At 64.8% G+C, this 12,705-nt stretch carries 12 protein-coding genes; all 12 read right to left on the bottom strand.

Annotated features, from left to right (window positions below):
* Positions 1-34: 34 nt before the first annotated feature.
* Positions 35-928 carry a hypothetical protein gene (locus AC3WJB_RS15835; protein ID WP_153037828.1) on the bottom strand — a complete coding sequence of 298 codons (894 nt, stop codon included), beginning with the start codon at positions 926-928 and terminating at the stop codon, positions 35-37.
* Positions 929-938: 10 nt separating this feature from the next.
* Complete coding sequence (locus AC3WJB_RS15830) at positions 939-1,511, bottom strand: phospholipase D family nuclease (protein WP_082824023.1); 573 nt, start codon at positions 1,509-1,511, stop codon at positions 939-941.
* 91 nt (positions 1,512-1,602) lie between these two features.
* Complete coding sequence (locus tag AC3WJB_RS15825; protein ID WP_068098635.1) at positions 1,603-2,085, bottom strand: hypothetical protein; 483 nt, start codon at positions 2,083-2,085, stop codon at positions 1,603-1,605.
* Positions 2,086-2,109: 24 nt separating this feature from the next.
* Entirely contained in the window at positions 2,110-3,411 is a 1,302-nt protein-coding gene (locus tag AC3WJB_RS15820; protein WP_068098637.1) for a hypothetical protein, read from the bottom strand.
* A 137-nt stretch (positions 3,412-3,548) separates the two neighbouring features.
* Positions 3,549-5,888 carry an ATP-dependent helicase gene (locus AC3WJB_RS15815; RefSeq protein WP_082824024.1) on the bottom strand — a complete coding sequence of 780 codons (2,340 nt, stop codon included), beginning with the start codon at positions 5,886-5,888 and terminating at the stop codon, positions 3,549-3,551.
* A 186-nt stretch (positions 5,889-6,074) separates the two neighbouring features.
* Entirely contained in the window at positions 6,075-6,269 is a 195-nt protein-coding gene (locus AC3WJB_RS15810) for a hypothetical protein (protein WP_161487743.1), read from the bottom strand.
* Positions 6,262-7,023, bottom strand: a complete 762-nt coding sequence (locus tag AC3WJB_RS15805; RefSeq protein WP_068098641.1) for a DUF6338 family protein — start codon at positions 7,021-7,023, stop codon at positions 6,262-6,264. Before AC3WJB_RS15805 ends, AC3WJB_RS15810 begins: the two co-directional genes overlap by 8 nt.
* A gap of 137 nt (positions 7,024-7,160) precedes the next feature.
* On the bottom strand, positions 7,161-7,715 hold the full coding sequence (locus tag AC3WJB_RS15800; RefSeq protein WP_068098643.1) for a hypothetical protein: 555 nt from the start codon (positions 7,713-7,715) through the stop codon (positions 7,161-7,163).
* A gap of 89 nt (positions 7,716-7,804) precedes the next feature.
* Positions 7,805-8,092: a hypothetical protein gene (locus AC3WJB_RS15795; protein WP_068098645.1), complete on the bottom strand. Its 288-nt coding sequence runs from the start codon at positions 8,090-8,092 to the stop codon at positions 7,805-7,807.
* 2 nt (positions 8,093-8,094) lie between these two features.
* Complete coding sequence (locus AC3WJB_RS15790) at positions 8,095-9,357, bottom strand: DUF7146 domain-containing protein (protein ID WP_161487744.1); 1,263 nt, start codon at positions 9,355-9,357, stop codon at positions 8,095-8,097.
* 286 nt (positions 9,358-9,643) lie between these two features.
* Complete coding sequence (locus AC3WJB_RS15785) at positions 9,644-11,557, bottom strand: VWA domain-containing protein (protein WP_153037830.1); 1,914 nt, start codon at positions 11,555-11,557, stop codon at positions 9,644-9,646.
* Positions 11,558-11,569: 12 nt separating this feature from the next.
* A complete protein-coding gene (locus AC3WJB_RS15780) occupies positions 11,570-12,580 on the bottom strand; it encodes a DUF3150 domain-containing protein (RefSeq protein WP_153037832.1) in 1,011 nt (336 codons plus the stop codon).
* Between the last annotated feature and the right edge of the window lie 125 nt (positions 12,581-12,705).

The raw sequence follows: 12,705 nt of genomic DNA, 5'->3' as shown, positions 1-12,705 counted from the left end.
TTTGCGGTCACCAAACCGCCCCGCGTGCACCCGGTTAGCTTGATACGACAAGCTTCAGACCCTCTACGTGCTCCTCCAATACACCCCGCGCCACGTCCCACACATCCGGCGCCAAGTGGAAGGCGATCCTGTCGCGGTGGAGCATCAGGCGCACGGCGGTGCCGATGGCATGCAGGTCGCCGTCGCCGTATTGCGTCGTCGTGTAGCGCAGTCGCTTGATGATCGCGTTGCCGGCATCCTGGACGCTCGCCGCATGATGCTCTTGCCCGCACACAGCACACATGGTGGCGATCGCGATCAGGGCGCGGTCAATCCCTACCGCCTGTGCGGGCGTCAGGTGCCAGGGCATCTCCTGTTCCTGTCGACTCAGGTGGCTGAAAACCACGGTGCCGAAGTCGCTGTGGCCATAGGACAGCACCCAAGCCGTTGGCATGCGCATGCCGACGCTGGAGATAAGCTCCTCGGCGGCCTGCTTGCGCGCGTCCTCTGGGACGCTCTCGGGGGTTAGCCGGACGACGACACGGCGCAGGAACTCGGTCAGCGAGTGTCCTCGCGCGTAGTGGATCTTCTGGACGGCGTGCTCCAGTGCACTGAGTGTGTGCCGCGGCGGCTGGCCGGTCCAGTCGATCAGATCCTCCACGGGCACGCCGGTCTTGCGGCCGGTCGGATCGAGCGTCGGCCGCGCGCGAAGAATCAGGAGACTGGCCAGCTGCCGGAAGATGTCCTGCGCGGATGCTGCGCGTTCGAGGGCGTTGGTGAGCATCGAGGTCTGCCCTGGCAGATAGCCCATCCCGCCCAGCGTGGCTGTGAGGGCAATGGCGTCCTCCGCGCTCGCCTGCATCCGGTCCAGATGGCTCAGATAGAGGGCGTCCAGGGAAGCAGCGAGGGCCGCGAGGCCGGCGTCCGGCGTGGTGGTGCTGGCCTGCATGGGGCTGACGTCAGTACCGGGGGCCATAGGGCTCGGACTCATTCCATAGCCGGCGCCACTCGGCATCGTAGGCCGAGACCATGTCCGGTGCGCCGGCGACCACGATGACGTTTTCAGCGTTTCGGCGCGCCGCCGAGGCCGTGTAGTTGAAGCTGCCGGTCTGGACGGTGTGACCATCCACGACCATGAACTTGTTGTGCATGATCGCGTAGCGCGAGTCGACGCGGACGGGAATCCCCATGTTCGCAAGGAACGTGGCCGATGTGTACCGCTCGGAGCGCTGGCTCTTGTCCACCACCACCATCACTTCCACGCCGCGCTTGCTTGCTGCGACAAGGGCCGTGGCGATCGGCTTGCTGGTGAAGCTGTAGGCGGCCAGGCGGACGGAGGTCTGGGCGCCGGCGATCGTGCGCACAACCACCGCTTCGGCGTCGCCGGGACTGAAGCCGACGGTGACGGCGGGTGGGGCGGTGCTCGGCTCGGCGGCTGCTGCGCCGGGCAGCGTCCTGGTGTCAGCGTCCCGATGGCCGACGTACGCATGGAGCGAGGCGAGAAGCCCGATGCCCAGGGCCAGCCCGAGCATGATGGAGGTCTGGTGACGTTTCATCCGTGCAGCATGCCTTTCCGGGTCGCCGTGCGCGCGTCGAAATACCCCCTTCCGCGCACCTCGTTCTTCAGTGGAGCCGCGCTCCGCTGGGCGCCGTGGACTGTGCCGAGCCAGCGATCGAATACGGCAGAGCGACGGTTTGGCCTGGCTGGAGGATCGTCGTGGCGCTGATGGTCGGGCCGTCCTGAGTGGTGGCCAGTTCGCCGATGTGAACCGCCGCGTGGCCGTTTGGCTCCTGCAGGTGGAACAGGATGCAAGCACCGCTGCCATCGGCGACTGGTGCGCTGGCCACCACACAGTACGGACGTCCTGTTGCGCCCTCGACGGCGTTCAAGATGCGCTCCACGCCCATCTGGTCAGGCACTGTCTGGACGAACCGTGCGTGGCCCTGCGCGGTGGTCAGCAGCAGGAAATGAACGTCCTGCAGCGCGCGCTCCACGGTATCGAGTGACTCTACCAGCGCGCGCGCGATGCGGCGGGCCTTGGCCAGGAGCTCGTCCCCGGCGGCAGAGACCGCGGCTGGCTGGATGGTGAGGATGGCTCGGCTCATTTGCACTCCCTGTGTGTTTGCATTTTATCCATTGGCGTAGCGTTGGTGCGGGGCGCCCTGTCCGCCCTGACCCTGACGGCCGCCGTACCCGCCGCCCTGCCCTCCACCTTGCCCGCCGCGCGCGTCCTGCTGGGCCGAGTAGGACGCGGCTACCTGCTTGACGACACGCTCCACCAGAAGCGGACCGACCTTGAGCAGCGTCGACGTCTGGCGAATGAACAGGCTGTGGACCTCGCCCATGTCCGCGTAGCTCAGCTGCACGGTGCGCGGCTTGAACGCGTCGGCCTTGCCCTTGCCCATCGTGAACTTGATGGTGCCGGCGTACTGTCCTTCCTGGTGCTCCACGTTCAGCCACTTGTCGTCGTGGCCGGACAGGTGGAGCTTGCGCAGATGGCCGTACAACAGCGCGGTCAGGAGCTGCATCTCGACCTTGGTCAGCTGGAAGACGATCTTGTCCTTCCAGTTGTAGACCTTGTTGGAGCCGGTCGCGGCGTCGATCTGGACGGTCGGGTTGTTGCCGCGTGTGGTGCTGGCCTGGAACTCGAGCGCGGCGCGGCCGCCGTAGACATGAGTGGAGTCGTACTCCCGCGGCTCGCCGCGTTCGGGTGTGCGCGGCGCTGGTGCGTTTCGCGTCGACTCCTGTTGGGCAGACGGACGGAATGGAGACTCCGGCCGACTCGACGGCGGCGGCGATCGGACAGGGTCAGGGCGTCGGTCCTGGGCACTCGGGTGTCCGTTCTGGCGCGGGTTGTCCGCCGGGCGCTCGCCCTGCTCCGGGCGCCGGGTCGCCGGTGCATCCTGCGCGGCGGGCGCGTTTGCCCGCCTCACTTCGCCTGTCGGAGTGTTCGGCGCCGGCATCGCGCGGTTGTGCCGCGAAAGCACGGCCACATTGTTCGCGGGCTCGGAGTCCTGGCGGTTCGCTGCGCTCGGGCGCGGCGCAGTCGGCGACCACGGGCGATCGGAGCCATGGGCCGCATTGAGAAGCCACTGGCTGATGTCCCGCTTGGCCGTCCCGTCACCGCGCAGAGCCGCCGTCGCGACGTTGCGGACACGCTCCGGCCCCTGCTGGATCAGCACGCGGAAGGCCTGGTGGAATCCGGCGTCACCGAAGCCGATCCGAAACAGCGTCTCCAGGAAGCGGGCTGCAGTGATGTAGCGCGTCAGCCACTTCATGCCTTGCTCGTTCCCGCTGTCAGCGAGCTTGAGCACATCGTCCAGGTCGCCGCCTACCACGGTACGCAGGTCGATGAATGCGTCCGGGTGGCTGAGGACGGGCTGGCCAGCCTTGGCGGCGATGGCATTGAACTCGGTCAGGGTCGTGGTCATGGCTGTCCTCACGGTTTGGCGTTCGGGAGGCTACCGGGCGGTAGTCTCGCGTGGTGCGACAACCGAGTTGTAACGCAGAAAAATGCGGGCAAAAGATCGGGCGACTTTTGGAAGCCTGGTGCCTCTCTTTCAACTGCTCAAGGCGCCGGCGTCAGCGCCGCCGGGATGACCCAGCCGCTCGCACGATCGACCACGGAGCTGAAACGTTCATCGTTGTCCAGCCGGCGCATCATGTAGACGGGCGGATAGAGGATCTCCGCCACCTCGCACGTGCCGTGCTCGGGGTGGTAGAACGCCTCACCCTTGTGCGGCTTGTGGCCCTTCGGGATCTGCCCGCAATCGGCCACGCTCGCCTCGCGCACCTGGCGCGCCTGCGCTTCGGGCGTCAGCTGGATTGTGATCGGTACGCCCAGTGCCTGCATGTAGTCCGTCATCGCCCGATCCTGTCGGACGACAATGGTTCCCGTGGCTCCCGCTTCGAGCAGTCGGGCGGCCACCTGCACCGGTCCGTGGTCGCCGTCGAACAGGTACGGGCTGGCCGACGTCTGGTCGCTCGGCCGATGATGCCAGTCGAGCTCCTTGACCGTCCGGTCGAGCGTGACGTCGTCTGGGTGGTAGAGCACCAGACGCTCCATGGCCCGGGTGATTCCCACGAAGCAAAGTCGGCGTTCCTCGTCGGCATCCTTGTCCGGGACGGAACTGGGGAATACCCCTCGGGTGAGGCCGACCATCATGACCAGTGGCCATTCCAGGCCCTTGCTGCGATGGAGCGTCGTCAGCATCACGTGGTCGCTCACGGGTGGCTCATCGCCCTTATGCGCCGCCATGGGGCCGAGTACTTCCAAAAACTCGTCGATGGAGCCTGCTCGCTCGGCAAGCTTCACGAAGGCGTCGAGGTTGGCCAGCGATTCGACAGCCTGCTCCGGCGACGGTGCGGCGCGCTCGATCACGTCGCGCATGCGGGTGTGGGCCATGTAGGCGCGCACGATCGTCGCCGCCGGCGCCTGCGCCAGCGTGCCGCCCACCAGCAGGCGCAGCGCATCGGCGCGTTCGTCAAGGCTCTGGGCCCCGCGCGGATTCTTGGAACGCATGGCGGCCGCGGTCTTCGCCAGCATACCCGGCAGGTTGGTCCGCTCCGGACCTTCAAGCAACGGCTCCATCTCCTCGGCCACTTCACCCAGAACCTCGTAGCTGACAAAGGGGCTGGGCGTGGTGAGCAAGGAGAAGATGAAGTGGACGCGATCCTCCGGCTCGATGATCCAACGACCGGCGACCAGGCTGACCGCGCAGACCAGAGCGGCGATCTCGGGAAGGAACAGAAGGCCTTCGCGGCCGTACACGTGATACGGCACGCCGGCCTCGGCCAGCTCGATCTCGAACGGTACAAGGTGACTGAAATTGCGAGCCAGCATCGCGGTGTTGCGCAGGCAGCCGGCGTGCTCATAGGGTGCCAGCAGTTCCACCACGCCCGAATCCTTGCCGTTCCTGAGAGGCACGCGTTCCACGCGGGTCTTCGGATTCGAGTTGTCCGCGACCACCAGGCCGAGCCCCTTTTCCTCGCTCAGCGTGATGAGGTTGTTTGCCATCATCGCGACCTCGTGACCGAACCGGAATGTCCGAGTCATGGGGTAGCGCGTGCACGGCTGGAATACCTGCTCGAAGTGCCGTGTCATCAGCGAGACCTTGCCGCCCCGAAATGCGTAGATGCTCTGTTTGGGGTCGCCGCAGCCAAGTACCGAGCCGCGCGTCCCCGCCAGACCCTGCACCATGAAGAAGCTGATCGGGTTGATGTCCTGGAACTCGTCAACGACGATCCGGTCGTAGCGGTTTGCGAACATCGACCACAGCTCTGGGTGCGCGTCGAGAAAGATCATCGGGCGATAGATCAGATCGTCGAAAAAGACGACCTTGCGTTTGAGCTGATCCTGGAGGAGCAGTTGGAAAGCCGGGATATACGCCCGGCAGTCGGCGGTGAAACCGCTCTCCTCGAAGATCTCTGCCGGCGGGCGCAGGTCGGCCTTGACCAGCGTGATGAACTGGCTGAATCCCTGGTGCTGGGCTTGTGATGGTGGAAAGGAGCCTCCCGCACGAGACCACGCTTCCTTGAGTGCGCGACGTGCGAACGCGTCAGCCTTCTTGCCAGAGGTCTCCAGCTTCTCCCGCGGAAGCATGCCGCCGGAGACGAGCTGCGCGAGGATGCGGTTGCCGATGGAGTGAAACGTGCGGACGTCCGGAACCGGCCCCTCACCGAGCGCACGACGAAGGCGCGCCTCGAAGTTGAGCTGGGCGCTTTTGTTGAACATCAGCGCCAGCATGCCGCTCGGATTGCCGCCAGTCTTCACCTGGCGGCGCAGGTAAGCAACGAGCACCGTGGTCTTACCCGATCCCGGCGCCGCCTCGACCAGCGCGTGGCCGGCCGTGTGGCGCACGACGGCCTTTTGCTCCTCCGTCAGCTCTCGACGTCCTGTGTGACTCATGCTTGCCTCGTTCTTGCGTTCTACCCATGACAATTAACACGCCGTTCGCGACCACCAAATTCACGCGTGGATTGCGAGGCGCCGGACAAAAGGACTCAGCCATGCGTCCGCTCAGGGGCGCATGGATCAGGACTTTCTGAACACGAAAATGCCCGGGGCCGCAGATGCGGCCCCGGGTTGGAGTGGTTACTTCGAGTGTCGGGCGGCCTTGATCGCCAACTGATTGAACGGTTGGAGATAGGCGCGCTGGGTGTCGATGCCGATGTCGGCCGTGGTGAGGCCGGTGTCGGGTGCCAGCCGCGCATCTCGCGCAATCACACCGCGCGATGAACGAGGGAGAAGCAACGGCGCATTGCCGTACCGCTGATCCTGTTCAAGCATGGCCAGCACCCCCTTGCGGGCTGCTGCCAGTAGTCGCGTCAGTTTCATCTGGCACCTCCGACCGTTGCCACAGCTGCATCCACACGATGCGGCTGCCTCGGATGAACACGCCATCCGATGTCGCCATCGGAATGATGCGCCCCTGGTCATCGTAGACGCAAACCTGAGACAAGAAAATGTCCGGGTAGCGATCCGATCTACTCGTGGCGCTGCGTGCGTCGTAGACGCCAGCAATGGTGGTTCCGTCTTCCAGTCCCACGATCACCGTTCGCGTCTGGCCCGAGTTTAGCTGCAGCCACACGGCGTCCCAAGCCTGCACGAGTGTCGGCAGCGGCGACATCCGCTGCAGCGTCCACTTGCCCTCGGTAAGCCATCGCAGTACCGCGCCGGCGAGCCGGAACGGGAGAGCGACGAGGTTGTAGCGGGTGCTGACGGCCGAGAGGAAGCCGAGCACCGTCGGAATGACGACGATGGTCATGCCCCAGGTGAACGGCGAGCCGATCAGCAGCAGCGCGAGCTCGTTCGCCGACCGCGTCTTGAGGACGGCGGACGGGTCTTGACCGACGCGGGCCAGCACGGCCCAGCCAATCGCGAGCATCACGAGGCTGTGCACGAAGTAGCCGATCAGCGCGTGGTTGAGGTCCTTAGCCTCTTCCACAATCGCAAAACGGCGGCGGATTCTTGAAAAAATATAACCTGGGACTACCGCGATGACGATCACGAGTAGCCCCTTGAGGGTAGTAACGAACTCCATAGGGTCTCCTTGGCTGGCAATGCCAGCGGTTGCGAAACCCGCGGACGCACCTCCCCCCGGCGGGGACGTGTCCCCGCGGGGTGGTGGGTTGCGCCGGAATAGCCGGCAGTAAAGTGACGCCACGAGGGCGTCAGGGGTCAGGCAGCACGGCGCAGAAACTCGCGGTGCTTCTGGAGTCTGTCGAGGGCGCGACAGGCCACGGCGTCGATGTCGCCGTCATTGACGATTCGCACGTCGCAGACGTGGGCCTGGTTCGCCTCGGTGTAGGTGCCGTCTGATTCGAAGCCTCGGCGGTCGAGCCAGATGACTTGGCCACCATTGCTGCGGATCCAGTGGAACTCCTCCATCAATCGCACGCCGGTCACGATGACGCCGCGGCCGGCGATGAGTGAGGTGGCCACCGTGGCCGCCATCTTGTCGATCCAGTACGACTTCAGCATGCGGCGGCGGTAGGTTCCGTGGCGGACGAGCAAGTCGCGGAACGTCACGCCGGGCATGCCCGGTACCGGCTGTTCCTTCATCGTGTCGGTGATCTCGAAGCCGGTGATGGCCTCGAGTTCCGCAACGATGGCGTCGGAGAAGCCGACGATGTCGTAGCCGTTGAGCTGGCGGATCGCTCGCGCCAGCGTGTCCTTACCGGCACGCTTGAAGCCTGCGATGCCGATCAGTGGTGCTTGGGTTTCTTCGTTCATGTGTATCTCCTGATGAAACCCGCGGCGACGCAATGCCCCGGCGGGGCGTTGCGGCCCCGCGGGGTGGTGGTTGATACCGGCGGCGCCGGCTACTTGGTATTGGCGCGTTTGAAGGCCGCGATGTCCCGCTCGCGTTGGTCGCATACCTTGCGGAATGCCTTCTGGAAGGCCTCCGCGTAGGGGCCGACCACGGTCAGAGTCAGGCAGCGGTGTGGGCCGGTGAAGGAGTGCGCCATGAACCGAAGTTCCTGCTCGTTCCCCTTCAACCATGCCCAGTACGCTTTCGTGTCTCCATCGAAGCCGGCGGGCGGCGAGAACATGGCGTTCTCGCCTACCGCGCCGGGGGTGGTGTCGATGCGTGAGTAGTCGCGAAGCATGGCTACGCCCGCACTTCCTTGGGTGAACGCATGCGCCCGCTTTCACGCAACACCTGCTTCAGGCGCGAACGCCACTGCTGGAGCTGCATGATGGCGCGAGCCGCTTCCACGCCCATTGTCATCACAACGTCGTCCCAGTCGATCGACTTCTCGCCTTCCGGGATAGCGAACGGCGGCAGGAGTGCCGTCGCGCGCCGCCCAGACCGACGAGCTGCCTCGACCAGTTGGAACGAGGATGCCTGCCCTGCCATGGCGCGATCGCGGTCGCCAAAGACCACCACGATCTCCGCCCAGTCGGGGAGGATGAGGTTACGCATGCCGTTGGCGTCCAGTGTCGACCACATCGGAATGCCCAGGTCCTCCACCAGCCGCCTTGCAGCGACGGAGGATTCGAGACCTTCACCCACGGCCAGCACACGGTGTGTGTGTCGGTCGAGATGCACCGCCGCGCCGCAAGGATCGCGGTCGGAGGTGTGGCTTTCCGCCTTCCTGGCCATCGGCACGTCCGCCTTGCGGCGACCGTCCGGCGACAGGTAGGTGCGGTGGAGGGTGACCGGCGTGCCGTCGATGTGCTGCAGCAACGCCACCTGTGCGGGGAACTTGCCCAGGTACTCACCGGTGTCGTAATCCACGTACGACAGCGCCGGGTGGAATCGCAGGTTGTTCAGCCCTTCCGGACTCCCCAGACCACGTGCCTCGAACCAGTTGCGCATCGGTTCGGAGCGCGCGTCGCTGGGCGACAACGTGGTGTTCCATGTCCGCTCAAGACGCTTTCGGATGAGCGCGTCCTGTTGGGCGATCTCCTCCTTGTTCGGTGCCTTGATCGGTGTCGGCGGCGGTAGGTGGTTCGTGGTGGTGCGGCCGCCTAGATGGTCGATGACCATCTGCTTGGCCTCCATGAAGCTGCAGCCGAAGCGTGCCATGAGCACGCGGAAGCCGTTGCCCATTTCGTTGTTGCAGGTGCAGTGGCATCCGCCGGTCGCGTCAAAGTCCTTGGCGATCCGGAAGTCGGGTTCCACGCGCCGGCGCGGTGCCGAAGCGTTGGGTGCCGTGTCGGATGCACCGGAAGCGCGTTTCCCACCACCGTGATCGGAGATGGGGCACTGGACTTTCTTCCGATGACCTGCATCCACCGCGGCCTGCAGGCCGGGGATAAGTGCCGAGAGCACCTCTCCCCAACGACCACGCAGATTGCGAAGCAGGGTGTTGGTGATCTCCCGCTCGCGCTCATACGCCTCCCGGCGGGCTTCTTCTTTCGTCTTCATAAAGCCTCCTTCAGTTGGCCGTGGTGAATGGGGTGCCTCGCGTTGCTTTGTTGTAGGGCATGGTGTCTCCTCGGGATGAGCGGAACCGTGCCCTGGCGGGCTTGGATTCCCGCGTGGGTAGTGACGGCATGGCCGTCGGTTGGTGTGTCGGACTGTGAGGCTCCGATTACCTTTCGTGGCAAGCCACGGAAAGCGCATGAGGAAGGATGCCCTTCCCGATGCCCTCTCAAAAATGCGCCGGCGCTACCTCCCCCCGTTGTTGCCGGAGAGAGGTAGCACCAGTGCGTCAGGCGGCCTTGAGCAAGCGCGACCTGACCAGGTTGAGGAGCACGAACGGCAACTCGGCGACGTCCGTGATCGAGTGCCAGTGCCGGAACAGATCCCGGCCTGCATCAGTCTGGATACCGAGTCCGAAGACTTCGATACCCGCAACCTCTGCGGCCACGATCGCCAGCTCGGCTTCCGCCTGGCTGTCCGGTTCGCCATCGGTCAACACGATCATCATGCGCCGGCCGACGTTCTGGCCCAGAAGCATGCGATGCGCGAGGAGAACACCCTCATCCAGCGGCGTGCTCCACCCTTCGGCTGCGAGGTGGAAGTTCTCCAGGTGCTTGAACGCACCCGAGCCGAACGGTTTGAGCACGTGGTTACCCGGGAACGCGGTAGCAGCACACTGGACGCCGTCGATGCCGGCCATGGCAACGGTGGTGGCGTGGAGTGCCTGGCAGGCGGTGCCGATCCGGTTGTCGCTCTTCATCGAACCGGAAACATCGGTCACCAGAACCACGGCGGTGTCGACCTCGACGACTTCGGACTGGTGACGGAAGATGCGGCCGTCCCCGGTGCCGATGCGCGACAAGTGCCGGTTGGAGATCCTCCGGCCCCGATCGCGAACCGCCACGTCACGCTGGGTAAGCGCCTGCATCTCGGATACCAACTTCATACGAAGCTGGCCCGTCACCGCAGTTGCCTTTGCCATGTCGTAGGGCGTGTGCACCAGCTCGATGTCGCCACTGGGCTGGGTCACGTCCTTGGCTTCGGCCGCTTGGGCGAGGGAGACGGTGCCTTCGGAACTCTTGTCGAGTTCGTCGGCCAGCTCCTTGAGCACCTGGGCGATCGCGTCGCTCTTGTCCCCCAGCGCCTGGTCGATGTCCTGACCTGCGTTGACGGCTTCGAGGTTGGCGATGATCTGGGCGAGTTCGTCGCCCTGCCCGTCATCACTGGACGCCTGCGATGGTGTTGCAGGCTCAGCGTCGTCGGTGCCGTCGGTGTTGTCCGCGTCGTCCTGCGGATCTTCTTCGGTAGCGTTGGCCTCCTCCTCTTCGTCGCCCGTGGGCGATGGCGAGGAATCCGCCTGGTCACCGTCCTGGCCTTCGTCTTCGTCCGCATCCTGCGGCGTTGCTGACGGATCGGGTTGGGCAATGGCGTTGGCCTGGTCGGCCGCTTCCTTCTCCTTCTTCCGTTCCTCCAGCTCGGCTACCACCAGGTTGCGGATGTCTGCCGACAACTGGACGGCGTCGGTCGTATCACCCAGGTACCTGATCCGCGGCAGGAGCGCGTCCAGCCGATCAATGAAGCGATCGGAGAACAACTTCCTGACGACGGCCTCGGCCTGTTGGGCGTGCAGCACGATCGACCCCACACCGCGGTAGTCGCACCAGCACCGGTACGCGAGGTAGCCGGTCAATGCCACGACCGGCGGCACGCCATCGCCCACGTCCGCATAGTGGCCTGTCACGAACATCGCGTTGTTCAGCGCGTCGAGGTAGGGCTTGGCGGCGGGGTACTGGCGCAAGTGCGCATGCTCCTCGCGGATGTCCTCGATGACGCCGAGGATGCGGTGGGTGAGTGGGTCTCCCATCGCCGACTGCCGGAACGCCACGAAATCGGTCGAGTTGATATGCCCGACTTCGTGATGCAACAGGCCGTAGGCCAGAGTGAGCATGAGGACGAACGTGTCGATGTCCGTCTGGTTGCCCGGGATGGGAAGGTTCATCAGGTAGATGGTCTGCCCATCGGTGGCGCCGAGCGTGTGTCCGTACTTGACGTTGACGCGCTTGGTGCCACTGGTGGTCAGTGCGTTGGCGAGGATCGGCAGGGAGCCGAGCGCTGCCTTCGCAGAGCGGATCATGTCCTCGGGCCGCAGAGCGGCACCGAGGAAAAGATCACGCAAGAGCTTCTTGTGCTCTTGAACGTGCATGGTAGGAACTCCTTACAGGGTGAGCGTCAGACCACGGCGACGGCCGGGGAACGACGGGGTGGGTTCGACAGAAGGTGCTGCGTCGGTAACGACCGCTTCTTCGGGCATGGCCGGGATGGCCAGCTCGGGTTGGACGGACGTCTGCTTGGCCTCTTCCAGGTAGTCCTGGAGCAAGGCCTTGCCCTTGGCGAGCAGCTGGTGGGGGTTCGCCAACTCGGTCAGCACCGACACGGCTGTGTAGGTGTTGGTCATGTTGAGCGTGCCTTGGACGGGCATGTGATCCAGCACGTCCTGCAGCGAGTCGGCAGCCGGGCCTACGTCGGGATGCAAAAAGGCGAAGGCCTTGAGCTTCTTGACGAGCTTGCGGATACCGTCCAACTGCGACTGGAGCAGCTTCGATTTGCCTTTGACTTTCGTCAGCAGCTTCTCCGCGCCGTCCTGGATCGACTGGAGCATGTCCGGCAACGCCTGCTCGGCCATTTCCCGGTAGTGCTGGTTAGCCAGGCTTCCCGGGTTATCGCCATCCGGCGCCGCCATCCGGAAGATGGAGATGCCGAACTTGCAGCGGTTGCGGACTTGCATTTCGGTGGGTCGGGACTGCGCGAGGATGAAGGCCCAGTCGGGAAACTTCTCCTCCTGTTCCTGGTACGCCTCGGGCAGCCGTGCGACTAGCTTATCCAACGCTTGCTGGAAGTCGCCCTCGAAGCCCGGGAGGGCGTCGATGAACTCCGAAGCACGATCGGAGGACACGGCAATGCCGGTACCCGCGAACGAAAATCCTTCGGCTTTCAAGAAGCGCTCGATGGCCTTGCGGACGCTTTCCATACCGGCAAGCTCCTTGGGGTCGACGAGCACTTTGCGACCGTCGGACATGAGCGCCTTGGGAGGCATCTTGTCCTTGTCGACGTCCGGCAGATCTTGGTCGCGTTCGACCTTGACCGTACCGCTCCAGACGCGCAGGTTCGAGTTGATGATGACCAGGTGCTCCGCAGGGAGCACGTTGGTTTCGGCGGGGTTGTTCATGGTGGTGAGCCTCTGGTGTGTAACCGGCCAGAACTCACCCCCGAACGGGAGGTGTGTCCCGGACGGGGTGGTGGTGGTGTGCAGGCTGTGACCCCCTGCGTGGGTTTCTGCAAGCGACGCTTGCG

This window comes from Rhodanobacter sp. FW510-R10 (assembly GCF_058781105.1).
This window is presented reverse-complemented; position numbering and strand designations above follow the sequence as displayed.